The organism is Enterobacter sp. BNK-34 (assembly GCF_048684445.1).
Lineage (GTDB): Bacteria > Pseudomonadota > Gammaproteobacteria > Enterobacterales > Enterobacteriaceae > Enterobacter > Enterobacter pseudoroggenkampii.
The window spans coordinates 563230-582877 of record NZ_JBLQUA010000001.1; the positions used below are offsets into that span (position 1 = coordinate 563230).

Annotated in this window: 21 protein-coding genes; 16 read left to right on the plus strand and 5 right to left on the minus strand. The window is 56.3% G+C overall.

The window, feature by feature from the left end; translation table 11 throughout:
* Positions 1-2: 2 nt before the first annotated feature.
* The 4 genes from ACMGG5_RS02905 (at position 3) to sstT (ending at position 4273) form a co-directional block, all read left to right on the plus strand.
* A complete protein-coding gene (locus ACMGG5_RS02905; RefSeq protein WP_024906411.1) occupies positions 3-506 on the plus strand; it encodes a YgjP-like metallopeptidase domain-containing protein in 504 nt (167 codons plus the stop codon).
* Between the two features lie 70 nt (positions 507-576).
* Entirely contained in the window at positions 577-1575 is a 999-nt protein-coding gene (locus tag ACMGG5_RS02910; protein ID WP_420277501.1) for a Gfo/Idh/MocA family protein, read from the plus strand.
* Positions 1576-1825: 250 nt separating this feature from the next.
* Positions 1826-2794, plus strand: a complete 969-nt coding sequence (locus tag ACMGG5_RS02915) for a TerC family protein (RefSeq protein WP_023309283.1) — start codon at positions 1826-1828, stop codon at positions 2792-2794.
* A gap of 237 nt (positions 2795-3031) precedes the next feature.
* Complete coding sequence (gene sstT, locus ACMGG5_RS02920; protein ID WP_420277502.1) at positions 3032-4273, plus strand: serine/threonine transporter SstT; 1242 nt, start codon at positions 3032-3034, stop codon at positions 4271-4273.
* 92 nt (positions 4274-4365) lie between these two features.
* Here sstT and ACMGG5_RS02925 read toward each other — a convergent pair whose 3' ends face one another.
* Together ACMGG5_RS02925 and uxaC are read right to left on the minus strand one after the other, a co-directional pair.
* A complete protein-coding gene (locus ACMGG5_RS02925) occupies positions 4366-5853 on the minus strand; it encodes a UxaA family hydrolase (protein WP_420277503.1) in 1488 nt (495 codons plus the stop codon).
* A 17-nt stretch (positions 5854-5870) separates the two neighbouring features.
* Positions 5871-7283, minus strand: coding sequence for a glucuronate isomerase (gene uxaC, locus ACMGG5_RS02930; RefSeq protein WP_420277504.1), 1413 nt, complete (start codon positions 7281-7283; stop codon positions 5871-5873).
* A 475-nt stretch (positions 7284-7758) separates the two neighbouring features.
* Between uxaC and ACMGG5_RS02935 the strand changes: the two genes are divergently transcribed.
* From ACMGG5_RS02935 to ACMGG5_RS02985, 11 genes are all read left to right on the plus strand, one after another.
* Positions 7759-9057, plus strand: a complete 1299-nt coding sequence (locus ACMGG5_RS02935) for an MFS transporter (RefSeq protein ID WP_024906406.1) — start codon at positions 7759-7761, stop codon at positions 9055-9057.
* A gap of 115 nt (positions 9058-9172) precedes the next feature.
* Entirely contained in the window at positions 9173-9949 is a 777-nt protein-coding gene (exuR, locus tag ACMGG5_RS02940) for a transcriptional regulator ExuR (RefSeq protein WP_023309288.1), read from the plus strand.
* A 344-nt stretch (positions 9950-10293) separates the two neighbouring features.
* Positions 10294-10956 carry a DedA family general envelope maintenance protein YqjA gene (gene yqjA, locus ACMGG5_RS02945; RefSeq protein ID WP_024906405.1) on the plus strand — a complete coding sequence of 221 codons (663 nt, stop codon included), beginning with the start codon at positions 10294-10296 and terminating at the stop codon, positions 10954-10956.
* 2 nt (positions 10957-10958) lie between these two features.
* Entirely contained in the window at positions 10959-11342 is a 384-nt protein-coding gene (gene mzrA / locus ACMGG5_RS02950) for an EnvZ/OmpR regulon moderator MzrA (protein WP_024906404.1), read from the plus strand.
* A 142-nt stretch (positions 11343-11484) separates the two neighbouring features.
* A complete protein-coding gene (locus ACMGG5_RS02955; RefSeq protein ID WP_008503142.1) occupies positions 11485-11853 on the plus strand; it encodes a DUF1090 domain-containing protein in 369 nt (122 codons plus the stop codon).
* Between the two features lie 31 nt (positions 11854-11884).
* On the plus strand, positions 11885-12190 hold the full coding sequence (locus ACMGG5_RS02960; RefSeq protein ID WP_008503141.1) for a DUF883 family protein: 306 nt from the start codon (positions 11885-11887) through the stop codon (positions 12188-12190).
* 1 nt (position 12191) lies between these two features.
* On the plus strand, positions 12192-12584 hold the full coding sequence (locus ACMGG5_RS02965) for a phage holin family protein (RefSeq protein WP_023333540.1): 393 nt from the start codon (positions 12192-12194) through the stop codon (positions 12582-12584).
* A 2-nt stretch (positions 12585-12586) separates the two neighbouring features.
* Positions 12587-12883, plus strand: coding sequence for a YqjK-like family protein (locus ACMGG5_RS02970; protein ID WP_024906403.1), 297 nt, complete (start codon positions 12587-12589; stop codon positions 12881-12883).
* Positions 12884-13136: 253 nt separating this feature from the next.
* Complete coding sequence (locus ACMGG5_RS02975; RefSeq protein ID WP_023309292.1) at positions 13137-13529, plus strand: DoxX family protein; 393 nt, start codon at positions 13137-13139, stop codon at positions 13527-13529.
* Positions 13530-13600: 71 nt separating this feature from the next.
* Positions 13601-14587, plus strand: coding sequence for a glutathione S-transferase family protein (locus ACMGG5_RS02980; protein ID WP_420277505.1), 987 nt, complete (start codon positions 13601-13603; stop codon positions 14585-14587).
* A 106-nt stretch (positions 14588-14693) separates the two neighbouring features.
* Positions 14694-15059 (plus strand): DUF805 domain-containing protein, encoded by a 366-nt coding sequence (locus ACMGG5_RS02985; protein WP_420277507.1) that lies wholly within the window; start codon positions 14694-14696, stop codon positions 15057-15059.
* Positions 15060-15100: 41 nt separating this feature from the next.
* On the opposite strand, the gene ACMGG5_RS02990 is transcribed toward ACMGG5_RS02985, so the two are convergent.
* On the minus strand, positions 15101-16003 hold the full coding sequence (locus ACMGG5_RS02990; protein ID WP_032650335.1) for a LysR family transcriptional regulator: 903 nt from the start codon (positions 16001-16003) through the stop codon (positions 15101-15103).
* 104 nt (positions 16004-16107) lie between these two features.
* Between ACMGG5_RS02990 and ACMGG5_RS02995 the strand changes: the two genes are divergently transcribed.
* Positions 16108-16809 (plus strand): pirin family protein, encoded by a 702-nt coding sequence (locus ACMGG5_RS02995; RefSeq protein WP_023309295.1) that lies wholly within the window; start codon positions 16108-16110, stop codon positions 16807-16809.
* Positions 16810-16881: 72 nt separating this feature from the next.
* Here the strand turns inward: ACMGG5_RS02995 and ACMGG5_RS03000 are convergent, their stop codons facing one another.
* Both ACMGG5_RS03000 and ACMGG5_RS03005 read right to left on the minus strand, forming a co-directional pair.
* The gene (locus tag ACMGG5_RS03000; protein WP_420277509.1) at positions 16882-18186 is read right to left on the minus strand and encodes a serine dehydratase subunit alpha family protein; all 1305 of its coding nucleotides are present in this window, start codon (positions 18184-18186) and stop codon (positions 16882-16884) included.
* Positions 18187-18206: 20 nt separating this feature from the next.
* The gene (locus ACMGG5_RS03005) at positions 18207-19538 is read right to left on the minus strand and encodes an amino acid permease (RefSeq protein ID WP_208763284.1); all 1332 of its coding nucleotides are present in this window, start codon (positions 19536-19538) and stop codon (positions 18207-18209) included.
* Positions 19539-19648 lie beyond the last annotated feature (110 nt).

The window sequence follows — 19648 nt, forward strand, 5'->3', positions numbered from 1 at the left end:
TGATGAACCAACTTACTTATCTCCAGGGCTACCCGGAGCATTTACTGACTCAGGTTCGCAGCCTGATTGCCGAGCAGAAGCTGGGCGCGGTGCTGGAAAAACGCTACCCCGGCACCCACGATTTCGCGACCGATAAGGCCCTCTGGCAGTATACGCAGGATCTGAAAAACCGGTATCTGAAGAGCGCCCCGCCGATCAACAAGGTGATGTACGACAACAAGATCCACGTGCTGAAAAACGCGCTCGGCCTGCACACCGCCGTCTCCCGCGTGCAGGGCGGCAAGCTGAAGGCGAAGGCCGAAATCCGCGTCGCGACGGTTTTCCGCAACGCGCCGGAAGCCTTTCTGCGGATGATCGTCGTCCATGAGCTGGCACACCTGAAAGAGAAAGAGCACGACAAAGCGTTCTATTCCCTGTGCTGCCACATGGAGCCGCAGTACCACCAGCTGGAGTTTGATACCCGTCTGTGGCTTACGCATTTATCGTTAAAAGGTAATGCGGAATAGCGCACGCGAATTGTCATGATGACGTGCTACAGTGGCTAAAGGTTCCCCGCTACGGAGTACGTAAACGTTTATGATACGTTTCGCAGTCATTGGAACGAACTGGATCACGCGCCAGTTCGTCGACGCCGCCCACGAAACCGGCAAACTGAAACTTACCGCAGTCTATTCCCGCAGCCTTGAGCAGGCGCAGAGTTTTGCCAACGACTACCTCGTCGAGCATCTCTTCACCTCGCTTGATGAGATGGCGCAAAGCGACGCCATTGACGCGGTCTATATTGCCAGCCCGAACTCCCTGCACTTCCCGCAAACGAAGCTGTTCCTCAGCCATAAAAAGCATGTGATTTGCGAGAAGCCGCTGGCGTCGAACATCGATGAAGTCGAAGCCGCCATTGCGCTTGCCCGCGAAAACCAGGTGGTGCTGTTCGAAGCCTTCAAAACCGCCAGCCTGCCGAACTTCCTGCTGCTGCAGCAGTCCCTGCCGAAGGTGGGCAAAGTGCGCAAAGCGTTTATCAACTACTGCCAGTACTCGTCGCGCTACCAGCGCTATCTCGACGGCGAGAACCCGAACACCTTTAATCCGGCCTTCTCTAACGGCTCGATTATGGATATCGGTTTCTATTGCCTGGCCTCTGCCGTGGCCCTGTGGGGCGAGCCGCACGGCGTAACGGCCACCGCCAGCCTGCTGGAGAGCGGCGTGGATGCGCACGGTTTAGCGGTGCTGGACTACGGTGATTTCAGCGTCACGCTGCAGCACTCCAAGGTGAGCGACTCTGTCCTGCCGAGCGAAATTCAGGGCGAAGCGGGCTCGCTGGTTATCGAGAAGATCTCCGAGTGCCAGAAGGTGAGCTTTGTGCCGCGCGGCGGCAAAGCTCAGGAGCTGACGCAGCCTCAGCATATAAACACTATGCTCTATGAGGCAGAGGTCTTCGCCCGTCTGGTGGAAGACAACGAAGTGAATCACCCAGGCCTTGCGGTGAGCCGCACCACAGCGAAGCTGCAAACGGAGATCCGCCGTCAGACCGGCGTGGTGTTCCCGGCAGACGGCGTGAGCGCGGAAGCTATCGCGTAAAGCTGTGTAATGAAACGGCGCAGACCATTGACGAAACCAATGGTCTGACATATTTTGTTACCTGCAAAGGGGAGTAACTTCTTCGTCGGTGGATCGTCATTACGATGCGTGCAATACCGCATCCGGTCGCCGGGCAACCCTCGTGGTTGTAAGTGAGACCTTGCCGGAAGGCGAGGTCTATGCATAAAAAGCTAACGGCTATCGTCTTCTGACCATGGCCGTTTTGTTTTTTATGTGTAAGGAAAATAGTATGCATTCTGTCGGCACTCCCATGTTGTGGGGCGGATTCGCGGTTGTCGTGCTCATCATGCTGGCGATCGACCTCTTTTTACAGGGGCGTCGCGGCGCGCACGGCATGACCATGAAACAGGCTGCGGCCTGGTCGCTGGTGTGGGTTACCCTCTCCCTGCTGTTCTGTGCCGCCTTCTGGTGGTATCTGGCCTCGACCGAAGGCCGCGCGGTGGCCGATCCTCAGGCCCTCGCCTTCCTCACTGGCTATCTGATTGAAAAAGCCCTGGCGGTGGATAACGTCTTCGTCTGGCTGATGCTGTTCAGCTATTTCGCCGTGCCTGCGGCCCTGCAGCGCCGCGTGCTGGTCTACGGCGTGCTGGGGGCGATTATCCTGCGTACCATAATGATCTTCGCCGGCAGCTGGCTGATTACCCAGTTCGAATGGCTGCTGTACGTCTTCGGCGCGTTCCTGCTGTTCACCGGGGTCAAAATGGCGCTGGCGAAAGAGGACGGCTCTGCGATTGGCGATCGCCCGCTGGTGAAGTGGATCCGTGGACACCTGCGCATGACCGATAAGATTGAGAGCGAACACTTCTTCGTGCGCAAGAACGGCCTGCTGTTTGCCACCCCGCTGCTGCTGGTGCTGATTCTGGTTGAGCTGAGCGACGTGATTTTCGCCGTGGACAGCATCCCGGCTATCTTCGCGGTGACCACCGACCCGTTCATCGTCCTGACCTCAAACCTGTTCGCCATTCTCGGCCTGCGTGCGATGTACTTCCTGCTGGCGGGCGCGGCGGAGCGCTTCTCGATGCTGAAGTACGGTCTGTCGGTGATCCTGGTGTTTATCGGTATCAAGATGCTGATCGTCGATTTCTACCATATCCCGATCGCCATTTCGCTCGGCGTGGTGTTTGGCATTCTGATCGTGACGCTGATTATCAATACCTGGGTTAACCGCCAGCACGATAAGAAGCAGCAGGTGGAGTAAAACGTTCGGTGCGGACTGATGCCCTCACCCCGGCCCTCTCCCACAGGGAGAGGGTGAACACACATTTGTAACGAAGTAGTTAAAAAACATGACGCACCACGTAAAATCCAGCATTTTACGCTTCCCTCCCAAGACACTTTCCCTATACTCGACCAGGCAAACATTTACTTACATCCGGACATAAATGTGACTAAGAGCACATCCGGGATGGAACGCAATTTCACTTAAGGAACACTCATGACGACATCCTCGTCTGGTCTGTTTGCGCGCCTCTCGCGCGGCAGCCTCGTTAAGCAAATACTGGTTGGCCTTGTGCTCGGCATCGCACTGGCACTGATCTCGAAACCTGCCGCCGAGGCCACCGGCCTGCTCGGCACGCTGTTCGTCGGCGCGCTGAAAGCGGTCGCGCCGATTCTGGTTTTGACCCTGGTGATGGCCTCAATCGCCAATCACCAGCAGGGACAAAAAACCAATATTCGCCCGATTCTGTGGATGTACCTGCTGGGGACTTTCTCTGCGGCCCTGACGGCCGTGGTGGTGAGCTTTATCTTCCCGTCCACGCTGCAGCTGACCACCGGCGCTACCGACATTACCCCACCTGCGGGCATTGTTGAGGTGATGCACGGCCTGCTGATGAGCATTGTCGCCAACCCGATCCATGCGCTGATTAACGCGAACTACATCGGGATCCTGGTATGGGCCGTCGGTCTGGGCTTCGCTCTGCGCCACAGCAACGACACGACCAAAAATCTGGTTAACGACCTTTCTCACGCCGTGACCTTTATCGTGACGGTGGTCATCCGCTTTGCGCCGATTGGTATTTTTGGCCTCGTGGCATCCACCCTGGCAACCACCGGTTTCGGCGCGCTGTGGGGCTATGCGCAGCTGCTGCTGGTGCTGATTGGCTGTATGGCCGTCGTGGCACTGGTGATTAATCCGCTGCTGGTGTTTCTGCAGACCCGTCGTAACCCGTACCCGCTGGTGCTGATGTGCCTGCGCGAAAGCGGCGTGACCGCCTTCTTCACCCGCAGCTCGGCGGCAAACATTCCGGTCAACATGTCCCTGTGTGAGAAGCTGAATCTGGACCGCGATACCTACTCCGTATCCATTCCGCTGGGTGCGACCGTCAATATGGCGGGAGCGGCCATCACCATCACGGTGCTGACGCTGGCGGCGGTCAATACGCTGGGTATTCCGGTGGATCTGCCAACCGCGCTTCTGTTAAGCGTGGTGGCTTCGCTGTGTGCCTGCGGCGCATCCGGCGTGGCGGGCGGTTCCCTGCTGCTGATCCCGCTGGCATGTAATATGTTCGGCATCCCGAATGAGATCGCCATGCAGGTGGTTGCGGTAGGCTTTATCATCGGCGTGCTGCAGGACTCCTGCGAGACGGCGATTAACTCCTCCACCGACGTGATGTTCACCGCCGCCGTGTGCCAGGCGGAAGACGCGCGTTTAGCGAAGAACGCCCTACGAGGTTAACAGCAAAACGGCAACCCTGAGGTTGCCGTTTTTAGTGTTTGTACCCTCTCCCCGTGGGAGAGGGCCAGGGTGAGGGCATCACGCCGCACCGATTAAAGCGTCACACCGCTCTTAAAGATCGCCAGCTCGCGGAAATCGTTCTTCTCGTTGCAGGTCTGCCTGCCGTTGGCAAATTCCACAATCGCGTCCACGAATTCCGTCAGCAGCTGCGGCATCGCCTTGCCGTGGATAAGCTGCCCGGCATCGAAGTCGATCCAGTGCTTTTTCTTCGCCGCCAGCTCGCTGTTAGTGGCGATTTTCACCGTCGGCACAAAACCGCCGTACGGCGTGCCGCGACCGGTGCTGAACAGCACCATATGGCAGCCGGCTCCCGCCAGCGCGCTGGTGGCGACAGCATCGTTACCCGGCGCGCTCAGCAGGTTCAGACCGTGGGTTTTCAGGCGCTCGCCGTAACGCAGAACGTCAACCACCTGGCTCGCGCCCGCTTTCTGGGTGCAGCCGAGGGATTTCTCTTCCAGCGTGGTGATCCCGCCCGCTTTGTTACCCGGAGACGGGTTCTCATAAATGGGCTGATTGTGGGCAATGAAATACTGTTTGAAGTCGTTCACCATGGTGACGGTTTTTTCAAACGTCTCCTCGTCGCGGCAGTGGCTCATCAGAATACGTTCCGCGCCGAACATCTCCGGCACCTCGGTCAACACCGTCGTGCCGCCGTTAGCGATCACATAGTCCGAGAAGCGGCCCAGCATCGGGTTGGCGGTGATACCGGACAGGCCGTCAGACCCGCCGCACTCCAGCCCAAACTTCAGCTCGCTCAGTTTGCCCGGCTCGCGCTTGTCATGGCGCATCACGTTATACAGCTGGTGAAGCTGCTCAACGCCCACCTCCACTTCGTCATCCTGGTGCTGACACACCATAAAATGCACGCGCTCAGGGTCAAACTCGCCCAGCGTGTCGCGGAAGGCATCAACCTGGTTGTTCTCGCAGCCCAGGCCAATCACCAGCACCGCGCCTGCGTTCGGGTGACGCACCATGTTTTGCAGCATGGTGCGGGTGTTAATGTGGTCATCCCCCAACTGAGAGCAGCCGTAGGTGTGGCTGAACAGATGCACGCCGTCGGTGCCTTCGGCATTGTTGGTCTCTTTCAGGAAGCGCGTCTGGATCTGACGCGCAATCCCGTTCACGCAGCCGACGGTCGGGAGGATCCACAGCTCGTTGCGGATCCCCACGTCGCCATTGGCGCGGCGGTAGATCTGCACGTCACGATCCGCCGCCTGCTCTTGTGCCGCAGGTAAATCAGGTTGATAGCTGTACTCGTCCAGATCGCTCAGATTGGTGCGGGTATTATGGGAATGAATATGTTCACCCGGCACGATATCCGCCAGCGCATGCCCAATCGGAAGACCGTACTTAATGACGTTGTCCCCTTTAGCGAGAGGCTTCACGGCAAACTTGTGTCCGCGAGCAATCGCCTGACGCAGGGTGACGCTCTGGTTATCAACGGTCACCACGTCGCCTTCAGCGAGATCCGTCAGCGCGACGGCCACGTTATCCAGCGAATGGATTTTGATGTATTGCATATCAACCTCAAACGGCCTTAGTTCAGTTCAATGGCGAAGTAGTCACGCGCATTGTTAAAGCAGATGTTTCTCACCATGTCGCCCAGCAGCTGGATATCCGCCGGCGCTTCGCCCGCGTGCACCCAGCGGCCAATCATCTGGCACAGAATGCGGCGGAAGTATTCGTGGCGAGTGTAAGAGAGGAAGCTGCGGCTATCGGTTAGCATGCCGACAAAGCGGCTCAGCAGGCCAAGCTGCGCCAGCTGCGTCATCTGACGCTCCATGCCGTCTTTCTGGTCGTTGAACCACCAGCCGGAACCAAACTGCATCTTGCCCGGCATCCCTTCGCCCTGGAAGTTGCCGACCATGGTGCCCAGCACTTCGTTATCGCGCGGGTTCAGGCAGTACAGGATGGTTTTTGGCAGCAGGTTTTGTTCGTTCTGTTTGCTCAGCAGTTTGGACAGCTCTTCCGCCAGCGGACGGTCGTTGATGGAGTCAAAGCCCACGTCCGCGCCGATCAGTTTGAACTGGCGCTGGTTATTATTGCGCAGCGCGCCGATGTGGTACTGCTGTACCCAGCCGCGACGCGCGTATTCCGCGCCGAGGAACACCAGCACCGCCGTTTTGAACTGCGCCACTTCGTGTTCGCTAAGCGATTCACCGGACAGGCGACGCGCCAGAATGCTGTCCAGCTCGGCCTCGTTTGATTCCGCGAACAGCACGACGTCCAGCGCGTGGTCAGAGACTTTACAGCCGTGCGCCGCGAAGTGATCCAGACGTTTGGTCAGCGCGGTTTGCAGATCGGCGAAACGGCGAATGTCGGTATCGGACACTTCCGCCAGCTTCGCCATGTAGTCGTTAAACGTGGCCTGCTCAATGTTGAAGGCTTTGTCCGGGCGCCAGCTTGGCAGCACTTTGATATCAAAAGAAGTGTCTTTGGCGACGACGGCATGATGCTCCAGGGAGTCAATTGGATCGTCGGTGGTGCCCACCATCTTCACGTTCATCTGCTTCATGATGCCGCGCGCGGAGAAGTTATCCTGCGCCAGCAGCGCATTGCAGCGATCCCAGATTTCATCGGCGGTCGTTGGGGAGAGCAGTTTGCCGGTGATGCCAAACGGACGACGCAGCTCAAGGTGCGTCCAGTGATAAAGCGGGTTGCCGATGGTGTGCGGAACGGTCGCCGCCCAGGCGTCAAACTTCTCGCGGTCGGTCGCATCGCCGGTGCACAGGCGCTCAGCGACGCCGTTGGTGCGCATGGCACGCCATTTGTAGTGGTCACCCTTCAGCCAGATGTCATACAGGTTTTTGAAACGGTAATTTTCGGCAACCTGCTGCGGCGGTAAATGGCAGTGGTAGTCGAAAATCGGCTGGTCTTTTGCGTAGTCATGATACAGGCGGCGAGCAAATTCGGTATCCAACAGAAAATCTTCGGTTATAAACGGCGTCATTATCGTCTTCCTCATTACGGGAGCGTCAGAAAGCGTATGTTCATATGCTGCAAAGTTATCACACCAATTTCCACCCACCGAAGCTTTTTTCGTGAGTGAGATCAATAAACGCCAACAAATAAATTACCCTCAATGGCGTAAACCCTTCTGCAGGCCCCGCCATTACTGGCTTTTCGCGCAGCGATTAATGTCCCTACAAAGAATCATACATTTGTGATGTCACTCACCTTTTAAAGTTGTATGACAAGTTATCTTTTCGCCGTCGCAAACGCTAAGCCGACGGAATGCATTACCGGTGTGAGAGGCATCGGATTTAACGGTACGGATACCGACTTATGCACGCTTACTTATGGCAAGGTTCGGGCCGTTCCGGGACATGCTCCCGCTACGCCCCTCCCGTTACACAACTGCTCCCGGAAACGGTTGAGAGGTTGCCGTGCTCTGGCGCGGACATAACATAACGATGAGGTTTTAGATGCGTAAAATTAAAGGGTTACGTTGGTATATGATCGCACTGGTGACGTTAGGCACCGTGCTGGGCTACCTGACGCGTAACACCGTGGCAGCTGCAGCGCCAACGTTGATGGAAGAGCTGCATATCTCCACGCAGCAATACTCCTACATCATTGCTGCCTATTCCGCGGCGTATACCATCATGCAGCCTGTTGCTGGCTATGTGCTGGACATTCTCGGTACCAAAATCGGTTATGCCTTCTTCGCCATCGCCTGGGCGGTGTTCTGCGGTGCCACCGCGCTGGCAGGCAGCTGGGGTGGGCTGGCGCTGGCGCGTGGTGCGGTCGGTGCGGCAGAAGCCGCGATGATCCCGGCAGGCCTGAAGGCCAGCTCCGAGTGGTTCCCGGCAAAAGAGCGCTCCATTGCGGTCGGCTACTTCAACGTGGGCTCGTCCATCGGGGCAATGATTGCACCGCCGCTGGTGGTGTGGGCCATTGTGATGCACAGCTGGCAGATGGCGTTCATCATCTCTGGCGTGCTGAGCTTTGCCTGGGCAATGGCGTGGCTGATTTTCTATAAACACCCGCGCGATCAGAAAAAGCTCTCCGAAGAAGAACGCGAATACATCATTGGTGGTCAGGAAGCACAGCATCAGACCAACAACGGCAAAAAAATGACCGTCTGGCAGATCCTGGGCACCCGTCAGTTCTGGGGTATCGCCCTGCCGCGTTTCCTGGCTGAACCGGCCTGGGGCACCTTTAACGCGTGGATCCCCCTGTTCATGTTTAAAGTCTACGGCTTTAACCTGAAAGAGATCGCGATGTTCGCCTGGATGCCAATGCTGTTCGCTGACCTGGGCTGTATCGTGGGCGGCTACCTGCCACCGCTGTTCCAGCGCTGGTTTGGGGTGAACCTGATTGTTTCCCGTAAGATGGTCGTCACCATGGGCGCGCTGCTGATGATTGGCCCGGGTATGATCGGCCTGTTCACCAGCCCGTACGTCGCCATTGCCCTGCTGTGCATCGGTGGCTTTGCGCACCAGTCCCTGTCCGGCGCGCTGATTACGCTCTCGTCTGACGTTTTCGGCCGCAACGAAGTGGCCACCGCCAACGGCCTGACCGGGATGGCCGCCTGGACCGCGAGTACGATGTTTGCGCTGGTGGTCGGCGCGCTGGCGGATACCATCGGCTTCAGCCCGCTGTTCGCCGTGCTGGCTATTTTCGACCTGCTGGGTGCGGTAGTGATCTGGACGGTGCTGAAAAGCAAATCGGCAGAAGAGCTGGCGAAAGAGTCCCTCGGGAAACCGGCGACGCAGAGTTAGCGAAAATGCGTTTCACCGAAGCCGCCTCCGGGCGGCTTTTTTAATGGCAAAATCTGGAGAGTGGCACGCAAAAGTGGTATAACAAATCATCTGCCGTACCCTGCCTGGAGCGCATATGGAAATCACCGAACCACGTCGTTTATATCAACAACTTGCTGCCGAGCTGAAAGATCGCATCGAGCAAGGGGTCTATCTTGTCGGTGATAAACTTCCCGCCGAGCGCTTTATCGCGGATGAAAAAAGTGTGAGCCGCACCGTGGTGCGTGAAGCGATTATCATGCTGGAAGTGGAAGGCTACGTTGAGGTACGCAAAGGCTCCGGCATTCACGTGATTTCTAATCTGCCGAAACACTCTCCCGTCGCGGACGAAAGTCTGGAATTCGCCAGCTATGGCCCGTTTGAGCTGCTCCAGGCTCGCCAGCTGATCGAAAGCAATATTGCCGAGTTTGCGGCGACGCAGGTGACCAAGCAGGACATCATGAAGTTGATGGAGATCCAGGAGAATGCCCGTAAGGAAAAATGTTTCCGCGATTCAGAGTGGGATCTGCAGTTCCACGTTCAGGTCGCCCTGGCAACCCAAAATACGGCGCTGGCGGCAATCGTAGAAAAAATGTGGACTCAGCGCGTTCACAACCCGTACTGGAAAAAACTGCACGACCATATCGATTCCCGTACCGTCGACAACTGGTGTGACGATCACGATCAAATCCTTAAGGCGCTGATTCGTAAAGACCCGCATGCCGCTAAGCTGGCGATGTGGCAGCACCTGGAAAACACCAAGCAGATGCTGTTCAACGAAACCAGCGATGACTTCGAATTTAACGCTGACCGCTATCTTTTCGCCGATAATCCCGTTGTTCATCTCGATACGGCATCCAGTGCCGCAAAATAGATGACCTTTCTGCTGGTAGGCGCTACGTTGCGCCTTCTGGCTTCAATGGGTAAGCAAAACATATATAGTGTCAGCCTTTGTAAATCCCCTCGCTCACTTCCTGGGCTTACGCCAAAATCAACTCACCCCTGCAAATTCTGTGACGCAGAACGTTGGGCTTTGTTACAATTGGATTCAATTCCTTATTTTGTAAGTTAGTGCTTGCTAACCAGCCAATTAACAGGGAACAGTGTTGGCCACACCGCAATGTGTCCGCGAGCGACCATAATGAAATCACAACAATGTCGCCGTGCTGTTTGTCCCGGATAACAGGCGTGACGTTAACCGATTTCCAGGAACACTGAATGGAACTTTTGACCCAACTACTGCATGCCCTCTGGGCGCAGGATTTTGAAACGCTGGCCAACCCTTCCATGATTGGCATGCTCTATTTCGTCTTGTTTATGATCCTGTTCCTTGAGAACGGTTTGCTGCCTGCTGCCTTCCTGCCCGGTGATAGTTTGCTGGTGCTTGTCGGCGTGCTGTGTGCCAAAGGGGCGATGGCGTTTCCACACACCATTTTATTACTGACCGTCGCGGCCAGCCTCGGCTGCTGGGTGAGCTATATCCAGGGAAGATGGCTGGGCAATACCCGAATCGTCCAGAACTGGCTCTCGCACCTGCCTGCACATTATCACCAGCGGGCGCACCACCTTTTCCATAAGCACGGGCTTTCCGCGCTGCTGATTGGCCGCTTTATTGCCTTTGTTCGCACCCTGTTGCCCACCATTGCCGGGCTGTCGGGGTTGAGCAGCACGCGCTTCCAGTTCTTCAACTGGATGAGTGGTCTGCTATGGGTGCTTATTCTGACGACGCTGGGCTATGCGTTGGGTAAAACGCCTGTCTTTATGAAATATGAAGACCAGCTGATGTCCTGCCTGATGCTGCTGCCTGTGGTTCTGCTGGTCTTCGGCCTGATCGGCTCCCTGGTCGTCCTGTGGAAAAAGAAATACGGAGCCAGAGGCTGACGATGGGTATCTCACCGCTCGCTCTGCGCCGTTTTGCCTTTGCCATGATTACGCTGGTGGTGCTCAGCGCCCTGCTGCTGGCCTGGAGCGCGCTTTCGCATCAGGAATCGACGCTGGCCATCCGCCCGGTAAACCAGGGTGCCAGCGTGCCTGACGGTTTTTCTGTCTGGCATCATCTGGATGCGAACGGGATCCGCTTTAAGAGCATCACCCCGCAGGACGATGTTTTACTGATCAAGTTTGATTCCCGTGCGCAAAGTGCCGCCGCGAAAGTGGTTCTCGACCGTACGCTGCCGCGCGGGTATATCATTGCTCAGCAGGAAGATGACAGCCAGCCTGCTGCCTGGCTCTCATTGATTCGCGATACGTCGCATCGGTTTGGATAACTTCCAGGATTCCGAATCTTTTCACTCACTTTGGTGAATCCCCCGTTTACTTACTATGCTTAAGTACGCGGAGCACCCCTCGATGTACTCCGCATAACTTTGGATAGCGGCTCAAGCCGCAACACAATGGAAGGTTTCGATAATGAAATTCCGCATGACTCTGGCTTTGGCCCTTTTTTCTTTAAGCACAGCATCCTTCGCAAACTCTCTCTGTCAGGAGAAAGAACAGGATATTCAGCGTGAGATCGGTTATGCCGAAAAGCATAACAATCAGCACCGTGTTGATGGTCTTAAAAAAGCGCTGAGCGAAGTGAAAGCGAACTGTTCAGACAGCAAGCTTCGTGCCGACCACCAGAAGAAAATCGCTGAACAGAAGGACGAGATAGCCGAGCGCCGTCGCGACCTGCAGGAAGCGAAAGAGAAAGGGGATGCGGAAAAAATTGCTAAGCGCGAGAAGAAGTTGAAAGAAGCGCAGGACGACCTGAAAGCGCTGGAAGCTCGCGATTATTGAGTTAACGGAAATCTCAACAGGAGAGAGAATCATGTCAAAAGATACGACGTCTGAACATCTGCGCGCTGAACTGAAATCCCTGGCCGATACCCTTGAAGAGGTGCTGAACTCCTCTGCTGACAAGTCAAAAGAAGAGGTCAGCAAGCTGCGCAGCAAGGCGGAGCAAGCGCTGAAGGAGAGCCGTTATCGCCTGGGTGAAACCGGTGATGCACTGGCGAAACAAACCCGTGAAGCGGCTGCCCGCGCGGACGAATATGTGCGTGATAATCCATGGACGGGTGTAGGGATTGGTGCCGCAGTGGGTGTGGTGCTGGGTGTCCTGCTGACGCGTCGTTGATATGGAAGATCCTCGTCACGCACAAGGGCCTGCTAACAACGTCCTCGGCATCGGCCAGCGTATTTTAACGACGCTGGTCGGGATTGCCGAAACGCGCGTCCGGCTGGCAGTGGTCGAGCTGGAAGAGGAGAAAGCGAACCTCTTCCAGATGCTGCTGATGCTCGGGCTGACCATGCTCTTCGCCGCGTTTGGCCTGATGAGCCTGATGGTGTTAATCATCTGGGCCATTGACCCGCAGTATCGTCTTAACGCGATGATTGCCACCACCGTCGTTCTGCTGGTCGCCGCGTTGATCGGCGGTATCTGGACGCTGCGTAAAGCGCGCAAGTCCACATTCCTGCGCCATACGCGTCAGGAGCTGGCGAACGATCGCGCCCTGCTGGAGGATGACTAGCCGTGAGCGGTAAAGCCGAACGTCAAAAGCGAAAAGCGTACCTGCTAAGCCAGATCCAGCAGCAACGGCTGGACCTGTCTGCCAGCCGTCGCGACTGGATTGACGCGACGCGACGGTTTGACCGGGGCTGGAATACCGTCCTGAGCCTGCGTTCATGGGCGCTGGTCGGCAGCAGCGTGATGGCTATCTGGTCCGTTCGTCATCCAAATATGCTGATCCGCTGGGCGCGTCGTGGATTTGGTGCATGGAGCGCCTGGCGTCTGGTGAAAGCAACGTTGCGGCAGCAGCAGCTGCGGTGATAAAAGCAAAACGGTAACCCAGGTTACCGTTTTTTGTTTTTGCACCCTCTCCCTGTGGGAGAGGGTTGGGGTGAGGGCACCAGCGCGCACTTTCCCTTACTCAATATCTTTGAAAAAGATTGACAGTTTTCCTTGCTAACAATTGCCACCCGCCCCGTTTATTATCCTCTCCATCGACAGCAACGACGCGGTATCTACCCGGAATTGCAGACAAATAACGTTCAGCCGCTGATGTGGTTTCCTGGAGAGTAAAATGAAAAAATTAGAAGATGTTGGTGTACTGGTAGCGCGTATTCTGATGCCAATTCTGTTCATCGTGGCAGGTTGGGGAAAAATCACCGGTTATGCGGGTACCCAGCAGTATATGGAAGCCATGGGCGTTCCGGGGTTCCTGTTGCCACTGACCATTCTTCTTGAGTTCGGCGGCGGCCTGGCGGTACTGTTCGGCTTCCTGACCCGCACCACCGCGCTGTTTACCGCAGGCTTCACCGTGCTGACGGCGTTCATCTTCCACAGCAACTTTGCGGAAGGCGTGAACTCTCTGATGTTCATGAAAAACCTGACCATCGCGGGTGGCTTCCTGCTGCTGGCCGTCACTGGCCCGGGCGCATACAGCATCGACCGCGTTCTGAATAAGAAATGGTAAGCACGCTATACTGAATGAACACAAAGCGAGGAGACATCTCCTCGCTTTTGCTATCTGACGGAGGAGAAAAAATGGGACAACTCGTAGACGGCGTCTGGCAGGATGTCTGGTATGACACCAAATCCACCGGAGGTCGCTTTAAGCGCTCTGTTTCGGCCTTCCGTAACTGGCTGACCGCCGATGGTGCACCAGGCCCTAGCGGTGAAGGCGGCTTCGCGGCTGAGAAAGACCGTTATCATCTTTATGTTTCCCTTGCCTGTCCGTGGGCCCACCGCACGCTGATCGTGCGCAAGCTTAAAGGTCTTGAATCCTTCATTCCGGTTTCCGTCGTCAACCCGTTGATGCTGGAAAACGGCTGGACGTTTGACAGTGATTTCCCTGCGGCGACCGGCGACGAACTGTATCACCACGATTTCCTGTACCAGCTCTATCTGCGCGCCGACCCTCATTACACCGGTCGCGTGACCGTGCCGGTGCTGTGGGACAAGAAAAACCAGACGATTGTCAGCAATGAGTCTGCGGAAATCATCCGCATGTTCAATACCGCATTTGATGCCCACGGCGCCCGCGCCGGAGATTACTATCCGGTTGAGCTGCGTGAGAAAATTGATGAGCTGAACAGCTGGATTTACGACAACGTCAACAACGGTGTCTATAAGGCCGGTTTCGCCACCAGCCAGGAAGCGTATGACGAAGCGGTTGGAAAAGTGTTTGAATCGCTTGAACGCCTGGAACAGCTCCTGGGCAAGCATCGCTACCTGACGGGCGATCACCTGACGGAAGCGGACATTCGCCTGTGGACCACGCTGGTTCGCTTTGATCCGGTCTATGTCACCCACTTTAAGTGCGACAAGCACCGCATCAGCGATTACCTGAACCTGTATGGTTTCCTGCGCGACATCTACCAGATGCCGGGCATCGCGGAGACGGTCGACTTCGATCATATTCGCACCCACTATTTCCGCAGCCACAAGACCATCAACCCGACGGGCATTATCTCCATTGGGCCGTGGCAGGATCTGGATGAACCTCACGGGCGCGACGTCCGTTTTGGATAAATATTAAGGGCATCAATAGATGCCCTTTTTTAATTCACAATCTCCATCTATCCTTACCTCGATCGCTTAGAAAACAAGTGATTGACTGACTAATGAGGCAAGGAAAATGGACTGGTATTTAAAAGTACTGCGCAACTACATTGGATTTGGTGGCCGCGCCCGCCGCAAAGAGTACTGGATGTTCGTTCTGGTGAACTTCGTCCTCGTCATGGTGCTGGGCATTGTGGATAAAATTCTTGGCTGGGAGCGGGCTGGCGGTGAAGGCGTGCTGACTACCATTTATGGCCTGTTGGTCCTGCTGCCATCATGGGCGGTGCTGTTCCGTCGACTGCACGACACCGATCGTTCAGCGTGGTGGCTATTGCTGCTGTTGATCCCGATTGTGGGCTGGATCGTGATTTTGATTTTCAACTGCCAGAGCGGGACGCCGGGCGAAAACCGCTTTGGCCCCGATCCTAAGGTCGGCGCGTAAAATAACGCCCGGTGGCGCTTACGCTTACCGGGCCTACTCGTTTATTTATTGTGGTGGGCGAAGAGTTTGGGTATTTCGCGCAGGCACCATGATTTGGCTTCGCCCATGCTGTCGCGACGCCACGCCATAATGATATCCACTTCGCTGGTATACTCCGGGCTCACGACCCGCAGTCGCCCTTCTGCAATATCTTTTTCCACAAACGGGTACGGCATGGTCGCCACGCCCAGACCTGCCAGCAGCGCCTGCCGTTTGTCTTCCAGCGAGGTCACCGTCAGACGAGGCTGCTTATCCAGTAACTGCACCGTCAGCACCGGACGCTCGCGCGCGGTATCCGCGACCGCCACGCCGCGATACTTCACGCGCGTGACTTCAGAGAGCGGCTCCGGCTCCTGGTGAATCGGGTGGTTGGGGGCAGCAACGTAGACGTTCATCACGCTGTAGAGCTTGCGCGAGTTGATTTCTGACGATGAGCGGAAGTGCATGTCCGGCGCAATGACGATATCCGCCCTGCCCGTCTCCAGACGCTCCCACGCCCCTGCCAGCACCTCGGTGATGATCGACAGCTGCGTATTGGCCTTCGCTGCCAGGCGGTCCACCAGCGGAAACAGCGCTTCTGACGGCACCAGCGCTTCGGTAACTAACGTCAGATGGGTTTCCCAGCCGCGCGCCAGCGCTTCGGCGTCCGTCGTGAGCTTGTCCGCCGCTTCCAGCAGCACGCGGCCACGCTCCAGCAGCATCCGCCCGACGTTGGTGAATTTAGTTCGATGACCGGAGCGGTCAAACAGCACCACGTCCAGCTCTTCTTCCAGCTTCTGCATGGTGTAGCTCAGCGCAGACGGAACGCGCCCCAGTTCATCTGCCGCCGCCGCAAAACTGCCGCGCCGATCAATCGCGTCCATGACGCGAAGCGCCTCAAGCGTCAATGCTCTCTCTTTAGCCATCTCGTTCTCATTCAGGAAATTTGAACATACCAGGCAGAATATCTGGCTAACAATGCAGCGTCCATACCTTTACCATTGTTTTAGTGTAAAGAGAGGTCAAGTTTATGATTACGACAAGAACAGCTAAACAGTGCGGACAAGCCGATTTCGGTTGGCTGCAGGCCCGCTACACCTTTTCCTTTGGACACTACTTTGACCCTAAACTCCTCGGTTACGCTTCATTGCGCGTGTTGAACCAGGAAGTGCTCGCCCCGGGCGCCTCCTTCCAGCCGCGTACGTATCCGAAAGTCGATATCCTGAACCTGATCCTGGAAGGCGAGGCAGAATACCGCGATAGCGAGGGCAATCATGTCCAGGCAAAGGCTGGCGAAGCGTTGTTAATTTCCACGCAGCCGGGCATCAGCTACAGCGAGCATAACCTCAGCAAAGACAAAACGCTGACCCGCATGCAGCTGTGGCTGGACGCCTGCCCTGAACGGGAAAATCCGCTGGTACAGAAGTTAGATTTAACGGGCGATAAGCAACAGCTGATTGCATCGCCGGATGGCAGTAAAGGTAGCCTGCAGCTGCGTCAGCAGGTGTGGCTGCACCATATCGAACTGAAGAAAGGTGAACAGGCAAGCTTCCAGCTTCATGGCCCGCGCGCCTATTTGCAGTCTATTCACGGTACGGTGCATGCGGTGACGCATACGGAAGAGAAAGAAGCGCTCACCTGCGGCGACGGGGCGTTTATTCGTGATGAAGCGAATATCACCCTGGTGGCGGATACGCCGCTGCGCGCGCTGCTGATTGATTTGCCGGTTTAAAAATCCCCCTAACCCCAACCCCTCTCCCCTTTGGGGAGAGGGCCAGGATGAGGGGTAACGGGTTGGATTAAATCACGACACCTTACTCGCCATAATCTCAATAATCTGCCGGTCCGTGGCCTGCATCGAGCGGCACGCCAGCGCGCACAGGTTTGCGATTGACTGCTCCACATCGTGCGCCACAATCCCCTCGTTGCCCGTTACGCCCGACTCATCCAGCGCCATCATCACCGCTTTCCAGGCGCTACTGACGCTGGTTGAGACCTTCATGGCGCAGCTGTTTGACGCCCCGTCGCAGATCATCCCGCTGACGTCGCCGATCATGCTTCCAATCGCCATCGCGATGGTCTGGTAACAGCCCCCCATCAGCCACGCCATGCCCGCCGCAGCGCCCATCGCCGCCGTTGTCGCCGCACACAGTGCGGACAGGCGCGGAAGCTGATAATGGATATAGATCGCCGACAGATGCGACAGCATCAGCGCCCGCGCCAGCCTTTCGTCGTCAGCCTGAAGGTGTTCAGCCACAACAACGACGGGCATGGTGGCGGTGATCCCCTGATTACCGGAGCCCGAATTGCTCATTGCCGGCAGCGTCGCGCCGCCCATGCGGGCATCCGAGGCTGCGCTGGTGCGAATAACAATGTCTGAACCCAGATCCTGCGCCAGCCATCCGCGCGCGCGCTGCTTATCAAGCGTTGCGCCAATATGCAGCCCCCACTTCCCGCTGAGCCCTTCGCGGGAGAGCGCATCGTTCAGCCGCCCTGCCTGCAGGATAAAGCAGATCGCCTCAAACGGCACCTGCTCAACAAATTCCAGGATCTGCGACAGTGTAGTAGTTGAAAGCACCGCCAGCGGATAGTCATTCGTCTGGCACCGTTGATCGTCAAGCGTAAAGCGTGTTTCCCCCTGGCAAACCACTTCCACCACCCGCGTATGCCCGCCCGCGATGGTCACCATCGCCGAGTGATCCCCGGCATGAACGCAGGCGCGGGAATAGAGGATCTCATCACAGGGCTCCTGCAGTTTTACCTGCACTTGCCCTGCCTCAAGCAGGGCTTTGGCGCGGACCAGAGCATCGGCGGTGGCATCTTTCAACACCTCCAGTCCGGCGTGCGCGTTACCGCCAATCGCGCCCAGCGCCGCCGCAATCGGTAACCCGACCATACCGGTACCCGGCACCGTCACGCCCAGCCCGTTTTTCATCAGGTTCGGCGAGACCCACGCCTCAATCCGTGTGACCTCCCCCGGCAGAAGGTCTGCGGCCATCGCACAGGCCAATGCCAGAGAGACGGGTTCGGTACACCCAAGGGCAGGCTTCACTTCTTCCTGCACCGCGCGAATAAATTGATTCCATAAAGGATGAGTTTGCTCAGACATCGTTACGACCTTAATTACCCTCAGGAGAATGCGAGGAAAGGAGAAACACAAAGCAGCAGTCCGGTGATGACGATAATCACCAGCGATACGCCTTTATATTTATGCAGGGCTGGCACCTTGTAGACCAGCCATGCAGGTATCAGGCAGCCCACCATGCCGAAGATGGGGCTGCAAATGGAGGTGAAGCTCAGCACCGGCGCGTTCAGGACTATCGCGCTCCAGGCCAGTAGAATGGCGAACAGCATAATCCCGCGCTGGACGGCGTTTTCATTGATTTTCTCAGCCGGCATTCTGCGGCGCAGGATGTTCATGACGATACCCTGCGTCGCCTCGCGAAAGCCGAGATAGACGCCGAAGAACGCGGTCATCACGGCGAAGATATTGAGGATCACGCTGACGATTTTGACCCAGCCCGCGCCGTCGCCGCTGATAAACTGCGCCGCAATCGCCAGAGCCGAAATGTTCTGCTCGTAGGCTTTAACCGCCTCATCGTGCCCCATCGCCAGGGTGAAGGAGACGGCGTAGAAGAAGACCGTCACAAACAGGATGCCAAAGGCAATATTCATCGCCCGCAGCGCCTTATGACGCGCCACCTCCACCGATTTTTCCCGTGAACGGTATGAGATCACCATCGGACTCAGGGTCTGAATAAACAGAATGGAGGTTAAGGTAAAGGGCAGCGTAATGATGGCGTTTTTAATCAACAGTCCCAGCGGCGGCAACATGCCCACGTTGGCTAAATGCCAGAGGCCAATCATTGACAGCCCCAGCGCGGCTACCACGAATAATTTGGTCAGCACCATCAGGCTGGAGACTTTAAACAGCAGCTTTTCTCCGCGCGACGAAATGGCCACCAGAATGCAGATCAGGCATAAACCGTAAAACGGATTATCTGATAACAAACCGTCGGTCACGCCGAAGGTGTGCAAATACGAGGCGCTGTCGTTGGTAATGGCCGTGGAATAGACAAACATCCAGATCACCAGCATCACGAAATAGAGCGCGCCTAATAAGATGCCCCAGTTCTTACCCAAATAACCGCTAATTACGCTCGGGTAATCTTTGCACTCCGGTGATTCCGCCAGCGTATTAATAAACAGACGCTGGAATAAATACATGGCCGGATAGCCGATTATTGATGAGAGCAAAAATACCCACAGCCCCATTAATCCGACCTGCACGGGGAGAAAAACTATCCCCGCGCCGATAGCCATCCCAATACTCATGATGACCCAGCCCGTGTCGGTGCTGTCGAATTTAATCGCCTCTCGCCACTCGCTTTCACTCATTCCCGCCCGCCTTGCCGCGGGGGAATCACTCACAATCATACTGCTGTTTGTTGCCGTATCCATTGGGCACTCGCTTATTTTGTAGGGTAAACAGTTGTTTTTATTAGTTTCCGATCGCCAGCGATTACGATTCAGATGGTTGCAGGTGAGTGTTATTGGTGTGGGAAGATCAT